Source organism: Halomonas sp. G15 (assembly GCF_021282295.1).
GTDB classification, from domain to species: domain Bacteria; phylum Pseudomonadota; class Gammaproteobacteria; order Pseudomonadales; family Halomonadaceae; genus Halomonas; species Halomonas alimentaria.
Genome location: NZ_JAJSPA010000001.1, coordinates 82,995 through 105,418, shown reverse-complemented (window position 1 = coordinate 105,418; position 22,424 = coordinate 82,995). Strand labels below are relative to the sequence as shown.

The 22,424-nt window shown below is 66.9% G+C and carries 22 protein-coding genes; 19 read left to right on the top strand and 3 right to left on the bottom strand.

Annotation, left to right across the window (positions count from 1 at the left end; genetic code table 11):
• The first annotated feature begins 5 nt into the window (after positions 1–5).
• From nrdF to LWH48_RS00465, 7 genes are all read left to right on the top strand, one after another.
• Positions 6–980: a class 1b ribonucleoside-diphosphate reductase subunit beta gene (nrdF, locus tag LWH48_RS00495; RefSeq protein WP_232910855.1), complete on the top strand. Its 975-nt coding sequence runs from the start codon at positions 6–8 to the stop codon at positions 978–980.
• Positions 981–1,052: 72 nt separating this feature from the next.
• On the top strand, positions 1,053–1,832 hold the full coding sequence (locus LWH48_RS00490) for a DUF3450 domain-containing protein (RefSeq protein WP_232910854.1): 780 nt from the start codon (positions 1,053–1,055) through the stop codon (positions 1,830–1,832).
• Entirely contained in the window at positions 1,832–3,217 is a 1,386-nt protein-coding gene (locus LWH48_RS00485) for a MotA/TolQ/ExbB proton channel family protein (RefSeq protein WP_232910853.1), read from the top strand. Before LWH48_RS00490 ends, LWH48_RS00485 begins: the two co-directional genes overlap by 1 nt.
• Positions 3,204–3,734, top strand: coding sequence for a MotA/TolQ/ExbB proton channel family protein (locus tag LWH48_RS00480; RefSeq protein WP_232911022.1), 531 nt, complete (start codon positions 3,204–3,206; stop codon positions 3,732–3,734). Before LWH48_RS00485 ends, LWH48_RS00480 begins: the two co-directional genes overlap by 14 nt.
• Complete coding sequence (locus tag LWH48_RS00475) at positions 3,727–4,137, top strand: ExbD/TolR family protein (protein ID WP_213313115.1); 411 nt, start codon at positions 3,727–3,729, stop codon at positions 4,135–4,137. Before LWH48_RS00480 ends, LWH48_RS00475 begins: the two co-directional genes overlap by 8 nt.
• Positions 4,134–4,907 (top strand): TonB family protein, encoded by a 774-nt coding sequence (locus LWH48_RS00470; protein WP_232910852.1) that lies wholly within the window; start codon positions 4,134–4,136, stop codon positions 4,905–4,907. The genes LWH48_RS00475 and LWH48_RS00470 overlap by 4 nt, the downstream gene beginning before the upstream one ends.
• 4 nt (positions 4,908–4,911) lie before the next feature.
• Positions 4,912–5,952, top strand: a complete 1,041-nt coding sequence (locus LWH48_RS00465) for a hypothetical protein (protein WP_232910851.1) — start codon at positions 4,912–4,914, stop codon at positions 5,950–5,952.
• Between the two features lie 55 nt (positions 5,953–6,007).
• On the opposite strand, the gene dinG is transcribed toward LWH48_RS00465, so the two are convergent.
• Together dinG and rhlB are read right to left on the bottom strand one after the other, a co-directional pair.
• Positions 6,008–8,152: an ATP-dependent DNA helicase DinG gene (gene dinG / locus LWH48_RS00460; RefSeq protein WP_232910850.1), complete on the bottom strand. Its 2,145-nt coding sequence runs from the start codon at positions 8,150–8,152 to the stop codon at positions 6,008–6,010.
• A 5-nt stretch (positions 8,153–8,157) separates the two neighbouring features.
• On the bottom strand, positions 8,158–9,432 hold the full coding sequence (gene rhlB, locus LWH48_RS00455; RefSeq protein ID WP_232910849.1) for an ATP-dependent RNA helicase RhlB: 1,275 nt from the start codon (positions 9,430–9,432) through the stop codon (positions 8,158–8,160).
• Positions 9,433–9,564: 132 nt separating this feature from the next.
• On the opposite strand from rhlB, the gene LWH48_RS00450 reads away from it, so the two are divergent.
• Positions 9,565–9,822: a hypothetical protein gene (locus tag LWH48_RS00450; protein WP_213313118.1), complete on the top strand. Its 258-nt coding sequence runs from the start codon at positions 9,565–9,567 to the stop codon at positions 9,820–9,822.
• Positions 9,822–10,649 (top strand): exodeoxyribonuclease III, encoded by an 828-nt coding sequence (gene xthA, locus LWH48_RS00445; RefSeq protein ID WP_232910848.1) that lies wholly within the window; start codon positions 9,822–9,824, stop codon positions 10,647–10,649. Before LWH48_RS00450 ends, xthA begins: the two co-directional genes overlap by 1 nt.
• A gap of 102 nt (positions 10,650–10,751) precedes the next feature.
• Here the strand turns inward: xthA and LWH48_RS00440 are convergent, their stop codons facing one another.
• A complete protein-coding gene (locus tag LWH48_RS00440; protein ID WP_232910847.1) occupies positions 10,752–11,828 on the bottom strand; it encodes a 3-deoxy-7-phosphoheptulonate synthase in 1,077 nt (358 codons plus the stop codon).
• Between the two features lie 322 nt (positions 11,829–12,150).
• On the opposite strand from LWH48_RS00440, the gene rpoE reads away from it, so the two are divergent.
• The 10 genes from rpoE (at position 12,151) to pdxJ (ending at position 22,424) form a co-directional block, all read left to right on the top strand.
• Entirely contained in the window at positions 12,151–12,756 is a 606-nt protein-coding gene (rpoE, locus tag LWH48_RS00435; protein ID WP_232910846.1) for an RNA polymerase sigma factor RpoE, read from the top strand.
• Between the two features lie 189 nt (positions 12,757–12,945).
• Positions 12,946–13,665, top strand: coding sequence for a sigma-E factor negative regulatory protein (locus LWH48_RS00430; protein ID WP_232910845.1), 720 nt, complete (start codon positions 12,946–12,948; stop codon positions 13,663–13,665).
• A gap of 14 nt (positions 13,666–13,679) precedes the next feature.
• Positions 13,680–14,648, top strand: a complete 969-nt coding sequence (locus tag LWH48_RS00425) for a MucB/RseB C-terminal domain-containing protein (RefSeq protein WP_232910844.1) — start codon at positions 13,680–13,682, stop codon at positions 14,646–14,648.
• Positions 14,649–14,718: 70 nt separating this feature from the next.
• Positions 14,719–16,134 (top strand): DegQ family serine endoprotease, encoded by a 1,416-nt coding sequence (locus LWH48_RS00420; RefSeq protein WP_232910843.1) that lies wholly within the window; start codon positions 14,719–14,721, stop codon positions 16,132–16,134.
• 156 nt (positions 16,135–16,290) lie between these two features.
• A complete protein-coding gene (gene lepA / locus LWH48_RS00415) occupies positions 16,291–18,108 on the top strand; it encodes a translation elongation factor 4 (RefSeq protein WP_161430395.1) in 1,818 nt (605 codons plus the stop codon).
• A 28-nt stretch (positions 18,109–18,136) separates the two neighbouring features.
• A complete protein-coding gene (lepB, locus tag LWH48_RS00410) occupies positions 18,137–18,940 on the top strand; it encodes a signal peptidase I (RefSeq protein ID WP_232910842.1) in 804 nt (267 codons plus the stop codon).
• A gap of 52 nt (positions 18,941–18,992) precedes the next feature.
• On the top strand, positions 18,993–19,682 hold the full coding sequence (gene rnc / locus LWH48_RS00405) for a ribonuclease III (protein ID WP_232910841.1): 690 nt from the start codon (positions 18,993–18,995) through the stop codon (positions 19,680–19,682).
• Complete coding sequence (gene era, locus LWH48_RS00400; protein WP_161430398.1) at positions 19,679–20,578, top strand: GTPase Era; 900 nt, start codon at positions 19,679–19,681, stop codon at positions 20,576–20,578. Before rnc ends, era begins: the two co-directional genes overlap by 4 nt.
• Before the next feature lie 133 nt (positions 20,579–20,711).
• Positions 20,712–21,413 carry a DNA repair protein RecO gene (recO, locus tag LWH48_RS00395; protein WP_232910840.1) on the top strand — a complete coding sequence of 234 codons (702 nt, stop codon included), beginning with the start codon at positions 20,712–20,714 and terminating at the stop codon, positions 21,411–21,413.
• A gap of 201 nt (positions 21,414–21,614) precedes the next feature.
• Positions 21,615–22,424 carry a pyridoxine 5'-phosphate synthase gene (gene pdxJ / locus LWH48_RS00390; RefSeq protein WP_232910839.1) on the top strand — a complete coding sequence of 270 codons (810 nt, stop codon included), beginning with the start codon at positions 21,615–21,617 and terminating at the stop codon, positions 22,422–22,424.

Genomic DNA, 22,424 nt, shown 5'->3' with positions numbered 1-22,424 from the left:
CCGACATGACGACGGCAACATCGCGATTGACCCGTGTCCAGGCCATCAACTGGAACCGGCTCGAGGACGACAAGGATCTGGAGGTGTGGAACCGCCTGACCAGCAACTTCTGGCTACCCGAGAAGGTGCCGCTCTCCAACGACATCCCGTCGTGGAACACCCTGAGCGAGCCGGAGCGGCGGCTCACTATCCGGGTGTTCACCGGACTGACGCTGCTCGACACCATCCAGAGCAGTGTCGGGGCGCCGACGCTGATGCCCGATGCGCGCACCCCCCACGAGGAGGCGGTCTATGCCAATATCGCCTTCATGGAGGCGGTACATGCACGCTCCTACAGCTCGATCTTCTCGACGCTATGCACCACTCGCGAGGTGGATGACGCCTTCCGCTGGAGCGAGGAGAACCCCGCGCTGCAGACCAAGGCCGAGCTGGTACTCGAGCGCTACCGCGCCGAGGACCCGCTGATGCGCAAGGTGGCCAGCGTCTTTCTGGAGTCGTTCCTGTTCTATTCGGGCTTCTACCTGCCGATGTACTGGTCGAGCCACGCCAAGCTGACCAACACCGCCGACCTGATCCGCCTGATCATCCGCGACGAGGCGGTGCACGGCTACTACATCGGCTACAAGTTCCAGCAGGCCCTGGCCGAGGCGAGCCCAGAGCGCCAGGAGGAGGTCAAGGCCTATGCCTATGACCTGTTGCTGGCGCTCTACGACAACGAGGTGGCCTACACCGAGTCGCTCTACGACGAGGTGGGATTGACCGAGGACGTCAAGGCGTTCCTCCACTACAACGCCAACAAGGCACTGATGAACCTGGGCTTCGAGGGTCTCTTTCCCCAGGAGCTGTGCGACGTGGATCCCACCATCCTCGCCGCACTCTCGCCGGGGGCTGACGAGAACCACGACTTCTTCTCCGGTTCCGGTTCGGCTTATGTCATCGGGCGGACGGTCGCCACCGAGGATGAGGACTGGGCCTTCTGATCTGCGTCATTGATAATTGTTATCATTTTTGCGATGATCCGGCGTCATTCGAGATCGCTCAGGGAGCCTGACGTGAAGAGGACCGGACATCTGCTGATCGGGGTGGCCGCCGGCTTGATGCTGGCGGCCACCCCGCTGATGGCCCAGGAGCTGCTGGAAGCCACTGGTGAGGCCCAGCGCGCCCAGGCCGAGCTGCAGCAAAGGATCGATGCCGCCGACGACGCCAGTCGCGAGATGTTGGCCGAGCTACGTCGCCTGGAAGCCGCTACCCGCCGGCTCGAGGCGCGCAGCGACACCCTGGCGCCACGGCTCGAACGCCAGGCGCAACAGCTGGACGCTCGGGAAACGGCACTGGATACCCTGTCCGAGACGCGTGAGACGTTGCCCGAGGTCGAGAAGGCGCTGACCAGGCGCCTGGGCACATGGGTCGAAGGCGATCTGCCGTTCCTGAAAGAAGAGCGCCTGGCCCGGGCCGAGGGCCTCGAGAAAGGCATGACGGACCCCGACACTACCACCGCGGAGCGCCTGGATCATCTGCTTGCCGCCTGGCGCAGTGAGCTGGACTACGGCCGCGAGCTCGACGCCTGGCGCGGTACCCTCGGGCAGGGCGAGCAGCGCCGCGAGGTGGACTTCCTGCGCCTGGGGCGGGTGGGGCTCTACTACCTGACTGCCGACGGACGAGAGGGGGCGGTCTGGCGCAGCGATGCCAAGCGCTGGCAAGCGCTGGATGAGGCGGCCCGCGTCGAGCTGCGCCATGGCCTGCGCATGGCGCGCGACCAGCGAGCACCGGAACTGCTGACCCTGCCGGTTTCCCACCCCATCACGCCGGCCAACGAGGGGGATGCCTCATGATGACGACCGTCACATCCGCTGCCGGGCGCATGATAGCGACAGCGCTGACCGCATTGTTGCTGGTCACGGCACTGCCCGTAGCCGCTCAGGAGGACCCCTTGACCACGCTGCGCGCCGAGCGCGAGGCCGCAGAGGCCCGGGACGCCGCCCGACTTGCCGCGTTGGTCGAGGATCGTGAGGCGCTGGAGTCTGCCTTGAACGAGGCCCGCCAGGTGCACGCCGCGGCCGAAGCACGAGGTGCCGAGCTCGAGTCACGTCAGGCCGAGTTGCAGGCGCGGGATTCGGCCCTGGATGAACGCCAGGCCGAGCAGGGGGGTGACCTGGCGGCGGTACTGGACGTGCTGGCCCGGCACAGCGGCGAGCTGCGCGACTCCCTGGGACAGAGCTGGATCACGTTGGGAGGCCCTGATCTACCGCCACGCCTGGATGATGCCGAGGTGCTGCGTCCGGAACACCTCGAGACCCTGGGCGATGCGCTGATGGCGCTGACCGCCGAGACTGGCCGCATTCGAGCCTTAGAGGCTCCTGTTGCCGGCAGCAACGGCGAGATCCGCCCCCGCGAGGTGGTGCGCCTGGGTGACCTGGCGGCATTCAGTGGCGGCGAGCTGCTCCAGCGCGGGGCCGAGGAGGGCGTACTCTCCACGCTGGCGCGCACGCCGGATGAGGTCAGCGAGCACTTGAGCGCCTTTCAGGCCGGCAACGCCGAGACCGTCGTGCTGGACCCCACCGGTGGCGATGTTCTGGCGGCCCTGGGCCAACGCCCCAGCCTGGTGGAGCGTTTCCATCAGGGGGGTGCTGTGGGCTATGTCGTGGTGGGGCTCGGCGCTTTCGGCCTGCTGGTGGCACTGGCCCAGTATGCCTATCTGCTCCGTGTCAGCCTGGTGGTAAGGCGTCAGCGTCGTGACCTGGCCGACCTGCGTCAGGACAACCCGCTGGGCCGTGTGCTGCTGCGTTTCCGGGCACTCAGCGACGAGCCGGTTCCCGAGGCGCTGGAGGCGCGGCTCGACGAGGCGGTGCTGGCTGAGATGCCACGCCTGGAGCGCGGTCAGCCGCTGGTCAAGCTGCTCGCCGCGGTCTCCCCGTTGCTCGGCCTGCTGGGCACGGTGACCGGCATGATCGTTACTTTCCAGGCGATCACCGTGTTCGGCACCGGCGATCCGCAGCTGATGGCCGGTGGCATCAGCCAGGCCCTGGTGACCACCGTGCTGGGACTGGTTACCGCCGTTCCGCTGCTGTTTGCACATACCGCCCTGACCGGGCGCAGCCGTCAGCTGGCCGGCATTGTCGAGGGCCAGGCCAGTGCCGCCCTGGCCGAAACCCTCGAGCACCGCCAACCCTCATCCGTCGCGTCCAGGAACAAGCGCCGTGCTGATGCCCTGGCTTGAGCCGATCGCACGGCTGATCGATGCCGGTGGCGTGGTGCTGGTCGGCATCGCCGCGGTAGCGGCCCTGCTCTTCAGCCTGGCACTCGAGCGGGTGCTGTTCTTCCGCCTCGCCTACCGGGGAGCCCGCCAGCGCCTGATCCGGCGCTGGACGGCGCGCGCTGACCACCACAGCTGGAGCGCCCTGACCCTGCGTGAGGTGTGGACCCGCCAGCTGATCGCGCGACTGCGCCGGCCGTTACCCTGGCTCAAGCTGCTGGTGGCGCTCTGTCCACTGCTCGGCCTGCTGGGTACCGTCACCGGCATGATCAGCGTCTTCGACAGCCTGGCATTGAGCGAAACTCACCAAGCCCGCGCCATGGCCGATGGGGTCGCCCGGGCGACTCTGCCGACCTTGGCCGGAATGGCCGTGGCCGTGGTGGGGCTGCTGTTCACCAGCCGACTGGAACAGATCATCCGGCGCGAGGACCAGCGGCTGCATGACCGCCTGGCTCGAGCCGTGGAGGAGAGTGATGCGTAGACGTCGCAGCGTTGCCGGCGAGCCGGGGGATGCCGGAGAGATCAACCTGACCCCGATGCTCGATGTGGTCTTCATCATGTTGATCTTCTTCATTGTCACCACCAGCTTCATCAAGGAGAGCGGGGTGGAGATAGAACGTCCCGAGTCGAGTGCTGCCACACCGCGCCCGGATGCCCAGCTGATGGTGGCGATCACGCCGGAGGGAGCCGTCTGGGTGGATGGCGAACCGGTGGACGTGCACCGGGTGGGTGACGAGGTGGCCGCCCTGGTCAGCGACGATGGCGGTGTGGTGATCCAGGCCGATCGAGAGGCCACCACGGGCCTTCTGATTGAGGTGATGGACCGCTTGCGCCAGGCGGGAGTGGAGAACGTGGCGGTGGCCGCCACGCGAGGCGCCTCATGACACGGGTTGTTGTCTCGGTGCTCTCCGGCCTGGGACTGGCGCTGCTGCTGTTCTGGCTGCTGGCGCTGCTGGTTACGCCTCCCGAGGCTGAGGTCGAGGTCATGGAAATGAGCATGGCGCTGACCAGTGTCGAGGCAGCCGAGCCCGAGTCGACTCAGCCGCCCGCCGATGCCGAGCCCCCGGCGCCCGTGGAGCCGGCGCCGCCGCCTCCCTTGCCGGAGCCGGCCCCGCTGCCCCGCAGCGAGGTGATGCTGCCAGAACCCGAGCTGCCGCCGGAGAACGCCGAGCCGCCGGAACTGGATACTCGTCTGCCGGAATTGAGCGAGGTTCAGCCCGAGCCTCGCCCGGAGCCGGCGTCGCAGCCTGCCCCTCTGCCGGAACCCCGCCCCCAGGCAGAGCCCGAACCCCAGGCGAGCCCGGCACCACAGCCGAGCCAGGAATCCTCGGCGCCATCGCCCGCGCCGTCTGAACCCGCACAGGCCGAAGCGGCCAGCAATGCGCCGGTGGATGTGGGGCAGGTCGCGCCCACCAGTCGGGTGCCGCCCGAGTATCCCGCGCGGGCCCAGCGCCGCGGCCTCGAGGGGCATGTCGAGGTGGAGTTCGTGATTCGAGCCGACGGTAGCGTCGACCCCTCGAGCATCCGCGTGCTCTCCGCCCGGCCATCCAATGTTTTCGACCAGGCGGCGAAGCGAGCCGTATCACGTTGGCGCTTCGAATCCGCTGAGGGGCTGCGTCGCGCTCGCCAGCGCCTGGAATTCGAGCTGAGGTAATGCCATGTCGAGAGTTCTCCTGCCTGTTGCGTTGCTGGTCACTAGCTGGTTGGGGGGCGCCACCGTGGCCTGGTCGGCGCCACCGCTACCGGCCTCGTTTATCGCTGATCTCGAAGGGCTCCAGGCGCGGCTAGAGGCCGGTGACCTGGCGGCAGTGAGGGAGCGATCCGTGGCCCAGGCCGAGCGTCTGGCCGGGGGCAATGCCGCCGATCGCTGGGCTCGCGCTCTCTATCTGCAACTGGCGGCAGGGGCGGCGGCACGTGACGGGGATCTCTCCTTGGCCGCCGACTACCTCGGCCAGGCGCGTCGCGTATCCGGCATCGAGCCGCATCATCGTGATCGCTGGCAGCACGACGAGGCCGGTTTGCGCCTGGCCGCGGGCGAGACCCGGGATGGCGCCAACCTGCTGGCCGAGTGGCTCGAGGGCCACTCGGGCGAAGCCCGGGATCACTGGCGTCTGGCTCGCGCCAGGGCCGAACTCGAGCAGTGGGAGCTGGCCGCCGAGCATGTGCGGCATGCGCGTGGCATGACAGCGCAACTGGATGAGGGCCAGCGGGAACTGGCCGTCACGGTGCTGCGCCGCGCCGGGGACGAGGCAGAGGCTCTGGCGCTCCTGGGTGGCGGGCTCGCCACGAGCCGCGACCCTGAACGCTGGCGAGTTGCCGCAGCCCTGGCACAGCGTGCCGGCAATACCGGTCAGGCGGCAACGATCTGGGAGGCGGGCTGGCGCGCCGGCGTATTCACCGGGGCCGATGACCTTCGCCGGTTGGTCGAGTTGCATCTGGCCGGGGGCACGCCGGCCCGGGCCGCCGAGCATCTCGAGGCCGCCCTGGCAGAGGGGACCCTGGAGGACAGCGAGGCGAACCGGCGGCTGCTGGCCCAGGCCTGGGAGCGGGCCCGGGATCGTGAGCGCGCCCTGGCCGCCTGGCAGCGGGTGGCCGAGCAGAGTGGGGCCGGCAACGATTGGGCGAGGCTTGGTCAGCTCGCCCATGCCTGGGGGCGCGATCGGCTGGCCGAGCGGGCTCTGGCACAAGCCGGCCGGTAACCGGGCGCTGCCCGGTTATATATAGCCGGGATAGCGTCGCTTCGTTCCTGGAAGCTTACCGCGCCTGCTGTACCCCGTCGATCTCGCGGACGAAGGGTGGCAGCGAGTCGAGCAGCGCCCGCCCGTAGCGCCGGGTAAGCACGCGCCGGTCGAGGAGGGTGATGCGGCCGTGGTCGGCTTCCTTGCGGATCAGACGGCCACAGGCCTGGACCAGCTTGATGGAAGCGTCCGGCACGCTGATGCGCATGAAGGGATTGCCACCGCGGCTCTCGATCCATTCGGCGAGCGTCGCGCCCACCGGATCGTCGGGCACCGCGAAGGGCAGCCGGGTGATGACCACATGGGTCAGGTAGTCGCCGGGCAGGTCGATGCCTTCGGCGAAGCTCGCCAACCCGAAGATGATGCTGCCTTCCCCGGCATCTACCCGCTCGCGGTGGCGGTTGATCAGCTCGCGCTTGGGCAGCCGGTCCTGAGCCAGTACCCGCTCGGCCAGGGACCTGGGCAATGCCTTCTCCACGGCGCGCAGCTGGGCCCGGGACGAGAACAGCATCAGCACTGCTTCCCGGGTGTCGAGACTCTGGACGAAGTCGACGATGGCGCGCTCATGGCCTTCGCGATCGGCGGGGTCGACGGCCTCCCGGGGAACACTGAGCACCGCCCGCGAATAGTCGAAGGGACTGGGCAGGCGCTGGTAGCGATAGCGGTTGGCCAGTCCGGCGCGCTCCTGCAGCCGTTCGAAGCGACCCAGTGCGGTGAGCGTCGCCGAGGTGACCACGGCGCCGAAGGTGGTACCCCACAGGCTCTTGGCCAGGGTGTGGGCGGCCGACACGGGGCTCGCCGCGAAGGTCAGCTCCGGCTCGCCGCCGAAGCGTTCCAGTGTCAGCCAGCGCGCCCGCGGTGGCTCTCCCTCGGGATCGACCTCGCTGAAGGCCTGCCACAGGGCGTGGGCTTCCAGGGCGCGGCCATGGAGCAGCGCCACCAGCGGCAGCCAAGCCTCGGCGGCGTCCCGAGGCAGGCCGGTGTGCTTCTCGGGGTCGAGGCTCTCGCGCAGGATATCCGCCATGCTCTCGAGGGTGCGGGAGAGCTCGGCAAACAGCGTGACCAGCGCCGCGGCGTGCTCGCGCAGTGCCTCCGGGGCGCGTCCCATCTCGAAGCGGTGCTGATGGAACTCCTCGGCGTCGCCGAGCCCCTGGGGACGCCCGGCCAGCTGATGGCCCAGGGCGAAGGCCTCGCCGAGTCGTGGCTCGGCGGCATCCATCGCCTGGGGCAGGCTGGCCAGCAGCCGCGCCAGGGTGGGCTGTACGCCCAGGGCGGCGTTGAGTTCGCTGAGCGACTTCCTGAGATTGCGCAGCCAGCGCAGGCCGGCATTCACGCCGAAGCGATAGGTGAAGTGGTTGAGGGCCTTGTCGGGCAGGTGATGCCCCTCGTCGAAGACGTGGATGCAGTCACCCGGGTCGGGCAGTACCACGCCGCCGCCCAGGGAGAGATCGGCCAGCACCAGGTCGTGATTGGCGACGATGATATCGGCCTGTTCCATGTCGCGGCGGGCACGGAAGAAAGCGCAGGCACCGAAGTGGCCACAGCGCCGGTTGGTGCACTGCCGGTGGTCCACGGTCAGGCGACGCCAGTGCTCATCCTTGATCGCCTCGGGCCAACTGTCGCGATCCCCCTCCCAGCGGCCACTGCCGTAGGCGTCGCTCAGGCTCTTGACCAACGCCTGGAAGTCATCGCCGCCACTGTCCAGGGCCTGCTCGAACATCGACAGGGTGGGGTTCTCCTCGCCGCCATCGAGGGCCTGGTCGAGGCGTGCCACGCACACGTAGCGGCCACGCCCCTTGGCCAGGGCGTAGCTGAAGTCGATCCCGCTGTGTGCCTTGAGCGCCGGCAGGTCCTGGTGAAGCACCTGCTCCTGCAGCGCCACCGTGGCGGTGGAGATCACCAGCCGCTTGCCGCGGGCCTTGGCCACCGGCAGGGCGGCCAGCAGATAGGCCAGGGTCTTGCCGGTGCCGGTACCCGCCTCGAGCACGCAGACATGCTCGTCGCTTGTGCGCTTGCCGGAGTCGTCAGCCTCGATGCCTGCCAGGGTGCGGGCGATCTCGGCGATCATCAGGCGCTGGCCATAGCGGGGCGTCAGCCCCAGGCCCTCCAGCGCATGGCGGTAAGCGGTCTGGATCTCGCGCTTGAGGGCCTCGTCGAGCATTATGGCTACAGCAGTCCTTCGGGCGGATGCTCGCAGGGCAGCTTGTCGCCGATGAAGCGCTCGATCTCGGGCAGCGAGAAGGCATCTTCCTCGCCCACGAAGCTGATCGATACGCCCTTGGCGCCGGCCCGGCCGGTGCGGCCGATACGGTGGACGTAGTCCTCCGGGTCTTCCGGCAGGGTGTAGTTGATCACGTGGCTGACGTCCTCGATATGGATGCCGCGACCGGCCACGTCGGTGGCCACCAGCACCTGGATCTCACCTGCGCGGAACTTCTCGAGCGTTTCGATGCGCTGGTTCTGCGGCACGTCGCCGGAGAGCATGGCCACGTCGATCCCCGCCTTGCGGAGCAGGTCGTCGAGCTTGCGCACCAGGTCACGCCGGTTGCCGAACACCATCACCCGATCGAAGCTTTCCTGCTGCAGCAGGTTGACCAGCAGACGCTGCTTGTCGGCATCGCCGACCATGTAGACGCGCTGGTCGATGTCGGCGGCGTTGTCGACGGTCACCGCGATCTCGACGTGGGCCGGCTCATGGGTCCACTGGCTGGCGAGCTCCAGGATGTCCTCGGTGAAGGTGGCCGAGAACAGGAAGGTCTGCCGCTCTTCCTTCTTCGGCGTATGGCGGATGATACGCTTGACGTCGGGAATGAAGCCCATGGAGAGCATGCGGTCGGCCTCATCGAGCACCAGCACCTCGACCTGGGTCAGGTCGACGTCGCGCTTCTGATGGAAGTCGAGCAGGCGTCCCGGCGTGGCCACCAGAATGTCGAGCTTGCCGCCCAGGGCGTCACGCTGCTTCTGGTAGTCCATGCCGCCGACGACACTGGCCACCTTGAGATCGGTGAAACGGGCCAGTGCCTTGGCATCCTTCTCGATCTGCAGGGCGAGTTCCCGGGTCGGCGCCACGATCAGCGAGCGCGGCGCACCGTTCTTCTGGCCGTTGGGACGCTCTTCCTCGAGGAAGTAGGCGATGATCGAGATCAGGAAGGCGGCGGTCTTGCCCGTGCCGGTCTGGGCCTTGCCGACGATATCTCCGCCGAGCAGGGTGTGGCCGAGGGCCTCGGCCTGGATCGGCGTGCAGTACTCGAAGCCCAGCGCATGGATGGCGCGCATCAGCGGCAGGGGCAGGTCGAAGTCGTGAAAGCGCCACTTGCCGGCCACCGGGGGTACCTGGAACTGGCGCAGGTCCCAGTTCGACTGGCGACGGCGCGGCTTGCGACGACGACGCTTGGGCTTGCGGTTCTCGGCCGGGGCCGTGGTCTGTTCCGACTCGCTCATAGGCTTGCTGTCTTTCCGTATCGATAGGGTAGTCGTGTGATGCAAACGGGCATTGTACCAGTCTATGCGACGAAGGGCGCGTCTCACCGCCAAGGGCTGGTAGAATGCGCGCCAAAGCAGAGGAGTTTCCCCATGACACGTCGCAAGAAGACACGTTCGCTGGCCGACAAGGTGCAGATTCGCACCGGCCGACGCAAGGATTACAAGAAGTGGCGCCACGAGAATCCCGATCAGGTGACCTCGTCGACCCGCTATACCCAGAAGAAGCGTCAGCAGCGCAAGCTGCAGGCTGCCCGCAAGCAGGCCCGCCAGGAGGCTGGCCAGGAGATCGCCATTCACCCTGAGCACGAAGGCGGCCAGGGGTCGGAGCAGGGAGGCCCGTCGAACTGATGCGCCTGGTCTCGTTCAATATCAACGGCATTCGCGCGCGTCTCCATCAGCTGGAGGCGCTGGTGACTACCCAGCGCCCGGCCGTGATCGGTCTGCAGGAGACCAAGGTGCAGGACGCCGAGTTTCCCCGCGAAGCGGTGGAAGCGCTGGGCTACCGGGTCGTCTATCACGGCCAGAAGGGCCACTACGGAGTGGCCCTGATGATCGATGTCGCCCAGTGCGGTGAGCCCGAGGCGGTGCACTACGGCTTCCCGGATGACGGCGAGGAGTCCCAGCGGCGCATGATCGGCGTGGTGCTGCGCCTGGCCGATGGTGAGCGGCTGACGGTGTGGAACGGCTACTTCCCCCAGGGCGAGAACGTCGAGCACCCGCTGAAGTTCCCCCACAAGCGTGAGTTCTATGCCCAGCTCCGGCGCCTGCTGGAGGGCGCCCAACGCCCCGACGAGCGGCTGGCGGTGATGGGCGACTTCAACATCTCACCCGAGGATATCGATATCGGTATCGGCGAGGCCAACCGCAAGCGCTGGCTGCGGGAGGGCAAGACCAGCTTCCAGCCGCTGGAGCGCGAGTGGCTCGCCGGGATCAAGGCCTGGGGACTCACCGACAGTTACCGCCTCTGCTATCCGGCGGTGGACGACCGCTTCAGCTGGTTCGACTACCGCTCGAAGGGCTTCGACCGGGAGCCGAAGCGTGGCCTGCGCATCGACCATATCCTGGTGACCGCGCCGCTGGCCGAGAGGGTGACCGACGCCGGTATCGACTACGACCTGCGCGGCATGCAGAAGCCCTCCGACCATGCCCCGGTATGGGCCGAGCTGGCACTGTAGAGGCGAGACCTGACCAGAAGAAAACCCCGCGCCGACAGTAGTGGCGTGGGGTTTTCGTGCACGGTACCGGGTACCGCTGGGCGCTTGTGCCGGGCGGCTCGATCAGGCCTCGATGCGCTTGGCCAGCACCGGCGCCAGCTTCTCGTCCATCTCCTTGAAGGCCCGTTCCGTGGTCTCCCAGTCGATGCAGGCATCGGTGATGGAGACACCGTACGCAAGCTGGCTCAGGTCCTTGGTCAGCTTCTGGTTGCCCCAGCCGATGTTGGACTCGACCATCAGGCCGATGATCGAACGGTTGCCCTCGAGGATCTGGTTGGTGACGTTCTCCAGCACCAGGGGCTGAAGCGCCGCATCCTTGTTGGAGTTGGCGTGGGAGCAGTCGATCATGATGTTGGGCTTGATGCCGGCCTTGTTGAGCTCCTGCTCGGCCAGGGCCACGCTGACGCTGTCGTAGTTGGGCTTGCCGTTGCCGCCGCGCAGCACCACGTGGCCGTAGACGTTGCCGCGGGTGCGGATGATCGCCACCCGGCCCTTGTAGTCGATGCCCAGGAAGTTATGGGGATGCGCCACCGACTGCAGGGCGTTGACCGCGACATCCAGGCTGCCGTCGGTGCCGTTCTTGAAGCCTACCGGGCAGGAGAGGCCGGAGGACATCTCGCGGTGGGTCTGGGACTCGGTGGTGCGCGCACCGATCGCCGACCAGCTGATGCAGTCCTGGATATACTGCGGCGAGATCGGGTCGAGGGCCTCGGTGGCCAGCGGCAGGCCCATCTCGGCGAGCTCCACCAGCAGCCGGCGGGCGATATGCAGCCCTTCCTCGATCTCGAAGGAGCCGTTCAGGTGGGGGTCGTTGATCAGGCCCTTCCAACCCACGGTGGTGCGTGGCTTCTCGAAGTAGACGCGCATCACGATATACAGGCTGTCCTTCACCTCGTCGGCCAGGCGGCGCAGGCGGCGCGCGTAGTCGAGGGCGGCGTCCACGTCGTGGATGGAGCAGGGGCCGACCACGACCAGCAGGCGCGGATCCTCGCCGTCGAGGATACGCTGGATGGTGTGGCGCCCCTCAATGACCGTCTTCTCGGCGGCGTCGGTAAGCGGAATCTCCTGCTTGAGGGCTTCCGGGGTGATAAGCACGTCCTGGGAGAGGACGTTGAGGTTGCTGACCTGCTGATCTGTCATTCTGATTCCTGTATGTCGTGTCTGCGCTGAGGGCCTGACGGCGTGATTCTTGTGCGCCTACTATACACCGGGCGGGGTGTGGCGGATCAATCGCGGGAACCTCCTGAGCATGCGCATTGTCTCAGCGCCCGCGTCCGCTAACGACCACCGCTTGATGGATGAACTGGAAAAGGGAACACTTGTGCGACTCTTGTTGACGGTCATCGACCCCCATACGCCCAGGCTCCAGGTAGACGCTATGCAAGCACGCCACGCTGTTGAAGTTTCAAGGCCTTCCGGACGACGCTGCCTTTCCCGTCGCCTGATGACGGGGAGGGTCTAGATGGGCGCCAGGGAAACCGACCAGCAGCTCGTCGAGCGTGCCCAGAAGGGCGATACCCGCGCCTTCGACCTGCTGGTGAAGAAGTATCAGCACAAGATCATCGGCCTGATCGGTCGCTATGTGCACGATCATGCCGAGGTACAGGATGTGGCCCAGGAGGCCTTCATCAAGGCCTATCGTGCCCTGGGCAAGTTCCGCGCCGAGAGTGCGTTCTATACCTGGATGTACCGTATTGCCATCAACACGGCGAAGAACCATCTGGTCTCCAAGGGACGGCGTCCGCCGGGCAGCGATCTGGATATCGTCGATGCCGAGATCCTCGACCAGAGCGGGCGCCTCTCGGATACCGAGACCCCCGAGGCGGCCATGGCCCGCGACCAGCTGGAGGCTGCCATCTTCGAGGCGATCGAGGCGCTGCCCGATGACCTGCGCACGGCGATCACACTTCGCGAGCTGGATGGCCTCTCCTACGAGGATATCGCCAATATCATGGATTGCCCGGTAGGCACGGTACGTTCGCGGATATTCCGCGCACGTGAGGCGGTGGATGCGCATATCCAGCCGCTGGTCACCACCGCACGCAATCGCGAGACGGTCGATGAGTGAAGTGCACCAGAAAATTGCCGATTTCTTGTCGATTCGCTGAACTGTCCGGCGCCTTTGGCGTCACATGCAGTGTTCGATCCGCCCATGGCGGTTCAGGATGTCGGCATTCCCGGAGCAGCTTCCGCGAATGCCGATATCAGGCTGATAACGGATGCAAGGCCACGGCCTTGCCAGGCTGAGGTGTAGAGAATGAGTCAGAACGCACGGGAATCGCTTTCTGCCCTGATGGACAACGAGGGCGACGAGCTGGAGCTTCGCCGCGTGCTGAAGTCGCTGGAAGACGAACCGGATGCCGCCGAGGCGTGGCGACGCTATCACCTGATGCGCAGCCTGATGCGGCGTGAGACGGAAGTGGATGTCAGCGTCGACCTTTCCGCGGGTATCCTGGCGCGTCTCGAGAGTGAGCCGGCGCCGGTCCTTGACGCCACCACCACGCCATCCGCCCACCGACGCTCCCTTCCATTCGCGCGCAGTGCCGGCATCGCCGCTGCCGTATCGTTGATGGTGATCACCGGCGTGCAGTTCTACAACGGCGGGGGCCTTCCCGGCGAGGCCACGTCATCCGAGCTTGCCGCCGGCGCCGGAGAGGGGGCTCAGATCTCACCCGCCGGCCTCTCGGACCCCAGCCTCTCGGATCAGAGTGTTCAGCGCCCCTCCCTGGCCGATCTGCCGCTCTTCCAGCTTCCCCAGGGGAGTGGCAGTGGTCTGATGACCGTGGGTGCCAGCATGCCGAGCACCCCGATGTTCATGGCCCCCAGCCAGCGGCAGTCGCTGATGGCCGACGAGGAGCAGGCACGTCTGCTCCAGTCCTATCTGGATCGCCATGCCGAGGGGGCCGCCTATCGCAGCGGAGACTCCTGGATGCCGCTGCTGCGCGCCAGCGGTGGCGATAGCCTGGGCCAGCGCTGAACGGGAGGCAGGCGATGCGCGTTCTTCGCAGCTGCGCCGCGGGCCTTCTGCCGTTTCTTTTGGCAACCGCAGTGCCGGCAGTGGCGCTGCAGGTGACACCCGAGGCGGGTAGGTTCGATTGTCGTTCGCTCGAGAAGGAGCCTGTCCCCCAGAGTGCGCTCGACTGGTATGAGCTCAGCCTCTGGGCGGGTCACTGCTACCGCTACGACGCTCACGCGGTGCGTATCGGCTTCGACGGCGTGCGTACCCTCGTGCTCAGTCACGATGTCAGCGGCGGTCTCGAACATGGCCAGGTCCGTTTCCTCGATGGCCCCCCCATGGCCGTCGAGCGTCGCAGCCGTATTGGCCGCCTGGGCTGGTCGGGGGGTGGCGAGGCGCCCGCCACACCCAATGGCATCGCCTCCAGCATTGCCTCCCACTACCGGCTGAGCCTGGGCGAAGAGGAGCGCATCGCCAACCGGCGTGCGCGTCGCCTGGATGTCTCACCGCTCGACAGTTTTCGCTACGGGAAGCGGCTGTGGCTCGATGTCGATACCGGATTGACCCTCAAGCAGAGCCTGCTCGACGAGACCGGGCGGGTCGTGGAGACCTTCCAGCTGACGGTGCTTGAGCGTCCGCGGTTGCACCAGGGTGAGGTGAGCGTCGACGCCCCCCGCGAGGCGCCCCGGGATGCGTGGAGCCCCGGCTGGCTGCCCGCCGGTTTCCTGCCGCAGCCGGTAGAGACCCGCAGCGGGCTCCATGGCAGTGATGTGACCCACCGTCTCTACAGCGATGGTCTCTCCACCTTCAGTGTCTTCGTCTCGCCCCTCGACGGCATCGAGCCCCTGGCCCCCGGCCTGCACCGGCTCGGCGTCTCCCACGCCGTGGTGCGTCACCGCGAGCTGGGCGGCGCTCCCCGCCAGGTGGTGGTCATGGGCGAGATGCCGCCGCGGGTGTTGCTGCAGGTCGCCGATACCCTGAACTGGGAAGCCGCCGACTCCTGACCCCCTGGCGAGTCGATGTCGTTACCCCGTTATCTTCGCATTGCCCAACCAAAACCACGCAGGAGCCAACATGATGCGAACGTTGCGACACCTTTCCCTGTGGATGCTGCTGGCCGGTACCCTGCTGGCCTGGCAGAGCGCCATGGCCCGTGAGCTACCCGACTTCACCGAACTGGTGGAGGAGGCCGCCCCCGGCGTGGTGAATATCTCGACGACCCGCATGGTCGAGAGCCGAAACCCCTTCCAGGGGTTCGGCAGCGAGGAGATCCCCGAGATCTTCCGGCATTTCTTCGGCGACCGTTTTCCGATGCCGCCTGGCCAGGCGCCCGGAAGGCCTCAGGAGCGTCAGTCGCTGGGTTCCGGCTTCATCATCAGCAATGATGGTTACATCATGACCAACGCCCACGTGGTCGATGGTGCCGACGAGATCCTGGTGCGCCTCAACGATCGCCGCGAGCTGGCGGCGGAGCTGGTGGGCAGCGACGAGCGAACCGACGTGGCGGTGCTCAAGGTCGACGCCAGTGACCTGCCGACGCTGCGTCTGGGCGACTCCGATGATCTCAGGGTCGGTGAGTGGGTTGCCGCCATCGGCTCCCCGTTCGGCTTTGACCATTCGGTTACCGCGGGCATCGTCAGCGCCATTGATCGCACTCTGCCCCGGGATGCCTATGTGCCGTTCATCCAGACCGACGTGGCCATCAATCCGGGCAATTCCGGCGGGCCGCTGTTCAACCTCGACGGCGAGGTCGTGGGCATCAACTCCCAGATCTTCACCCGCAGCGGTGGCTTCATGGGGCTGTCGTTCGCGATTCCCATCAACGTGGCCATGGACGTCGCCGACCAGCTGCGGGATGGCGGCGAGGTGCGCCGCGGCTGGCTGGGGGTGATGATCCAGCCGGTATCGCGTGACCTGGCCGAGTCCTTCGGCATGGACGAGCCCCGTGGTGCGCTGATCGCCGATCTCGACCCCGAAGGGCCCGCGGCCGAGGGCGGCCTCCAGGCCGGTGACGTCATTCTCGCCGTGGATGGTGCTCGGGTACATGACTCCAGCACCCTGCCGCGGCTGATCGGGCGCACTGCGCCGGGCAGTGACGTCGAGCTCGAACTGATGCGTGACGGCGAGCGCCGCACCCTCGAGTTGACCCTGGGAGACTGGCCCGACAGCGGCAGTGCCGCCGCCGGCGAGAGCCGCGATAGCCAGCAGGCGCGCCTGGGCATCTCCGTGGTCGAGCTGGATGCCACCGAGCGCGAGCGTCTGGGTATCGAGGGTGGCGTGCGCATCGCCGAGGTCGACCCCACTGGTGCCGCGGCGGCGGCGGGCCTGCAGCCCGGCGACATCCTGGTCAGCATCGATCACCGGGCCGTCACCAGCGCGTCGCAGCTGGTCTCCCTGGTGAGTGAGCTGCCCGCGGATCGCGCCGTGCCGGTGCGACTCTATCGTGATGGTCGTTCGCTGTTCGTGGCCCTGCGCCTGGCCGGCGACTGACCCTCTCCTTCACGCCACGCCACTGCAGCCCGACGGTCCTCCCGTCGGGCTGCTGTATCTGGCACCAGCATCCCGGTACAATGCGCCTATCCTGGCCGCCGGCCCGCGCTGCTGTGCCCGGCCCCGGCCCGAACCCCATCAGGTAGAAGTCCATCGATGTCCCAAGACACCTCCTCCGACAAGCTCAAGCATATCCGCAACTTCTCGATCATCGCGCATATCGACCATGGCAAGTCCACGCTGGCCGACCGGTTGATCCAGACCTGCGGCGGTTTGACCGAACGCGAGCTCAAGGAGCAGGTGCTCGACTCCATGGACCTGGAGCGTGAGCGGGGCATCACCATCAAGGCGCAGTCGGTGACGCTCGACTACCACTCGCCGGATGGCAACACCTACCAGCTCAACTTCATCGACACCCCCGGGCACGTCGACTTCTCCTACGAGGTGTCGCGTTCGCTGTACGCCTGCGAGGGGGCGCTGCTGGTGGTGGATGCCGGCCAGGGCGTCGAGGCGCAGTCGGTGGCCAACTGCTACACCGCCATCGAGCAGGGCCTCGAGGTGCTGCCGGTGCTCAACAAGATGGACCTGCCCCAGGCCGACCCCGACAAGGTCTCCCACGAGATCGAGGAGATCATCGGCCTGGACGCCACCGACGCCTGCCAGGTCTCGGCCAAGAGCGGGATGGGTATCGATGCGCTGCTCGAGCGGCTGGTGCGTGATATCCCGCCGCCCAAGGGAGATCCCGAGGGCCAGCTGCAGGCGCTGATCATCGACTCCTGGTTCGACAACTACCTGGGCGTGGTCTCGCTGGTGCGGATCTTCGATGGCACCCTGAAGAAGGGCGAGAAGATCCGCATCAAGTCCACCGGTCGCGACTGGCAGGTCAACGAGGTAGGCATCTTCACGCCCCAGCGCAAGGAGACCGGCGTGCTGCGTGCGGGCGAGGTGGGCTTCATCGTCGCCGGCATCAAGGAGATCCAGGGGGCACCGGTGGGTGACACCATCACCCACACCAAGACCCCGGATGTGGCGCGCCTGCCCGGCTTCCAGAAGGTCAAGCCCCAGGTCTATGCCGGCATGTTCCCGGTCAGTGCCGACGACTACGAGGACTTCCGCGACGCCCTGGAGAAGCTGGCACTCAACGACGCCTCCCTGGAGTACGAGCCGGAAAACTCCGATGCCCTGGGCTTCGGCTTCCGGGTCGGCTTCCTCGGCACCCTGCACATGGAGATCATCCAGGAGCGTCTCGAGCGCGAGTATGACCTGGACCTGCTGACCACGGCGCCCACCGTGGTGTATGAGTTGGCGCTCAAGAATGGCGAGGTGATCTACGTCGCCAACCCCTCCAAGCTGCCCGACATGGCCGACGTCGAGGAGATGCGCGAGCCCATCGTGCGTGCCAGCATCCTGGTGCCCCAGGAGTTCGTCGGCAACGTCATCACCGAGTGTGAGCAGCGCCGCGGCACCCAGAAGGACATGCAGTTCCTGGGCAGCCAGATCCAGCTCACCTACGAGCTGCCGATGAGCGAGGTGGTGATGGACTTCTTCGATCGCCTGAAGTCGATCTCCAAGGGCTATGCCTCGCTGGAATACAACTTCGAGCGCTTCGAGGCCGCCAAGCTGGTGCGCCTGGATGTGCTGATCAACGGCGACAAGGTCGATGCCCTGGCGGTGATCATCCATCGCGATCATGCTCACTCCCGTGGTCGCCTGCTGGTCGAGAAGATGAAGGAGCTGATTCCGCGCCAGATGTTCGATGTGGCGATCCAGGCAGCCATCGGCGGCCAGGTGGTGGCCCGCTCCACCGTCAAGGCGCTGCGCAAGAACGTCACCGCCAAGTGCTATGGGGGCGATGTCTCCCGCAAGAAGAAGCTGCTCGAGAAGCAGAAAGCGGGCAAGAAGCGCATGAAGCAGGTCGGTCGGGTGGAAATTCCCCAGGACGCCTTCCTCGCCGTGCTCCGGGTCAACGACTGATTCCACCAGCCAGGGACAAACAACTGCCATGGACTTCTCACTGCTGCTGGTGATCGCCGTCGCCGTCACCGGCGTGATCACCCTGCTCAACCTTATCTGGTGGCGTCCGGCGCGCCGCCAGTCGCTGCAGGCCGCCGAGGCCGGCACTACCGAAGGCTTGACGCCCCATGCCCGGGAGCAGGTGCTGAAGGAGCCGTGGCCGGTGGACTACGCCCGCTCCTTCTTCCCTGTCTTGCTGGTGGTGTTGGTGCTGCGAAGCTTCGTGGTGGAGCCGTTCCAGATCCCCTCCGGCTCCATGCGCCCGACCCTGGAGATCGGTGACTTCATCCTGGTCAACAAGTTTGCCTACGGACTGCGTCTGCCGGTGGTGCATACCGAGATCGTCGATCTGGGCGAGCCCGAGCGCGGCGATGTCATGGTGTTCCGCTTCCCCAGCGAGCCGTCGGTCAACTTCATCAAGCGCGTGGTGGGCCTGCCGGGCGATCGCATCCGCTACGAGGGCAAGCAGCTCTACATCAATGGCGAGGCGGTGCCCAAGGCGCTGCTGGCCGAGGGGCCGGCCAAGGCGCCCGGTGAGCTGATGCTCGCCGAACAGCTGGGCGAGGTGGAGCACCGCATCTACAATAATCCCCGGGATCCGGGACCCCAGATGCGCGAACTGGTCGTGCCGGACGGCCACTATTTCACCATGGGCGACAACCGCGACCACTCCAACGACAGCCGCTACTGGGGCTTCGTGCCGGAGGACAACGTGGTGGGTCGTGCCTTCGCCGTCTGGATGCACTGGGACGGCGGCCTGCCCAGCTTCACCAGCATGCGGCGCATCCACTGACCGTGCCTTGCACACTCAGAATCAGACGACAGAAACAGACAACAGGATTTTCGTGAGCCAAACCCTCAACGCCTTCAGCCGACGTCTCGGCCACGACTTCGGCGACGACTCGCTGCTCGAGCTTGCCATGACCCACCGCAGCTTCGGTGGCCAGAACAATGAGCGCCTCGAGTTCCTGGGTGACTCCATCGTCAACTTCGTCATCGCCGAGGCCCTGTTCCGGCGCTTCCCCGAGGCCCGGGAGGGGCAGCTCTCCCGCCTGCGCGCACGCCTGGTCAAGGGTCAGACCCTGGCCGAACTGGCCCGTGAGATGGGCTTCGGCGAGCACCTGCGCCTCGGCTCCGGGGAGATGAAGAGCGGCGGGCACCGCCGCGAGTCGATCCTTGCCGACGCCGTCGAAGCCATCATCGGTGCCATCTACCTGGATGCCGGCATGGAGGCGGTGCGCGCCCGGATACTCTCCTGGTATGCCACGCGGCTCGAGGAGATCAGCCTGCAGGATACCCAGAAGGACCCCAAGACACGGCTTCAGGAGTTCCTGCAGTCGCGCCAGGTACCGCTGCCGCGCTACGAGGTGGTCAGCGTGGAAGGCGAGGCCCATGCCCAGACCTTCACCGTGGAGTGCCACGTGGAGTTGCTGGAGAAGCACACCACTGGCATCGGCTCCAGCCGCCGGCATGCCGAACAGCAGGCGGCCGAAGTGGCCCTCAAGCAACTCGAGCCGAAAGGAGTCCGGTCATGACCCAGACCTGTGGTTTCGTGGCCATCGTTGGCCGTCCCAACGTCGGCAAGTCCACGCTGATGAACCGTATCCTCGGCCAGAAGGTCTCGATCACCTCGCGGCGGCCTCAGACCACTCGCCACCAGGTGATGGGCATCAAGACCGAGGGGGAGGCCCAGTTCATCTACGTCGACACCCCTGGCATCCATATCATGGCCCGCGATCGCAACAAGGCGATCAACCGCTTCATGAACCAGGCAGCCACCCAGGCCCTGCGCGACGTCGACTGCGTGGTCTTCATCATCGACCGCACTCGCTGGAGCGAGGAGGACCAGGTCGTCCTGCAGCGTCTCGAGCATGTGGAGGCGCCGGTGATCCTGGCCGTCAACAAGGTCGACCGTCTCAAGGACAAGGCGGAACTGCTGCCCTGGCTGGAGTCGGTGGGCGCCCGCCGCGATTTTGCCGCCATCGTGCCGATCTCCGCCAAGCACGGTACCAACGTGCCGGAGCTCGAGGCCGAGGTGGCCAAGCACCTGCCGGAGAGCGTGCATTTCTTCCCCGAAGACCAGATCACCGACAAGAGCCAGCGTTTCCTGGCCGCGGAACTGGTGCGCGAGAAGGTCATGCGCCAGCTGGGCGACGAGCTCCCCTACCAGATGACCGTGGAAATCGAGGAGTTCCGCGACGAGGGCAGGGTGGTGCATATCAGCGCCCTGATCCTGGTCGAGCGCCAGGGGCAGAAGAAGATCCTCATCGGCGAGAACGGCGAACGCATCAAGAGCATCGGTCGCGAGGCGAGGCTCGACATGGAGCGTGCCCTGGGCGCCAAGGTAATGCTCAACCTCTGGGTCAAGGTGAAGCGCGGCTGGTCCGACGACGAGCGGGCGCTGAAGAGCCTGGGTTACGATCTCGACTGATGCTGTTGCGGCGGAAGCCCTTCGGGGTCAGACCCCGGCGGCGGGCAGCATCTCGAGAAGCGCGCACGATGATGGGCCGTGTGGCTTGGCCGGGGTCTGACCCCGAAAGGGCGGCACGGTACTGGCCCCTTGCATGACCCCCGAACCCGCCTTCCTGCTGCACAAGCGGCCCTACCGCGAGACCAGTGCCCTGGTGGAGCTGCTGACGCTGCACCACGGGCGGGTGCGGGCCGTGGCCCAGGGTGTACAGCGCCCCGGCTCACGCTCCCGCGGCCGGCTGCAGCCCTTCGCCCCGCTGCATGTGACCTGGGTGGGGGAGGGGGAACTCAAGCGACTGCGGTTGATGGAGAGCCGCGGCGCGGTGGCGCTGCTGGCCGGGGAAGGGCTGCTGTGCGGCCTCTATGCCAACGAGTTGCTGACTCGAACCCTGCCGGTGGAGCTGCCGGTGGCCGAGGTCTTCGCCTTCTATACCTCGCTGCTCGAGGCGCTGCCGCGGCCCGACGCCCGCGCCGGTGCCCTGCGCTGCCTGGAGTTCTCGCTGCTCGAGGTGCTGGATGCCGCCCCGCGCTTCATCGACGCCGAGGGTGGCGAACTCGACCCTCAGGCACGTTATGTCTATGACGTCGCCAGCTGCGCCTTCCGACCCGGTCAGCCGGGTCTCGACGGGCGCACCCTGCGCCTGCTCGCCGCCGGCGACTGGGCCGCACCCGGGCTCGCCGGGCCTGCCAAGGCGGTGGCCCGCGCCGCCCTGGCACCGCTGCTGGGCGCTCGCCCCCTGCGCTCCCGGGAGCTGATGCGCCAGCTTGCCGAGCGACGCAGGGGCGGTTCACACTGATCGCTTTCTTGCGACTCTCGTGTTGGCCGCGAGGGGCGCCGGGGGCAGACCGAAGAGGAGGTCCTATGCCAGGGATGGCATCGGTAGCGCCCAGGGATGGGTTCACAGCGCCTCCTCGCAGGTCTGTCGCCGGAGCAGCCCCGTGCACACGGCTATCAAGCGTGACTTCCTGCTGACTATTTGACACTCCTGGAGCCATTCATGCATCCCCCCCGTATTCTTCTCGGCGTCAATATCGACCACATCGCCACCCTGCGTCAGGCTCGCGGTACCCGCTACCCGGACCCGGTCCAGGCGGCGCTGCTCGCGGAGGAGGCCGGCGCCGATGGGATCACCGTCCACCTGCGCGAGGATCGTCGGCATATCCAGGAGCGCGATGTGCGCCTGCTGGCCGAGGTGCTCAACACCCGTATGAACCTCGAGATGGCGGTGACCGAGGAGATGATCGCCCTGGCCGAGGAGGTGCGCCCGGCACACGTCTGCCTGGTGCCCGAGAAGCGCGAGGAGCTCACTACCGAGGGCGGCCTCGACGTGGTGGGAGGCTTCGAGACGATCCGCACCGCCTGCCGCCGCCTGGCCGCCGCGGGCTGCGAGGTCTCGCTGTTCATCGACCCGGAGCCTGCCCAGATCGAAGCCGCCGCCAAGGCCGGTGCCCCGGTCGTCGAGCTGCATACCGGGGGATACGCCGAGGCCATGGGAGACGCGGCAGCCCGCGAGCATGCGCGGCTCTCGGCGGCCGCCGAGATGGCCATGGAGCTGGGCCTGATCGTCAATGCGGGGCACGGGCTGCACTACCATAACGTGGAGGCGGTGGCCGCCATCCCGGGCATTCATGAGCTCAATATCGGCCACGCCATCATCGCCCGCGCGCTGTTCGTGGGCCTTAAGGAGGCGGTGGCGGAGATGAAGCGCCTGGCGATCGCCGGCCAGGAGGCGGGCTTCGTCGCCGCCCTCGAGGAGCATGACCATGACCACGAGCATGCGCACGACCACGACGACCGCGTGCACTGA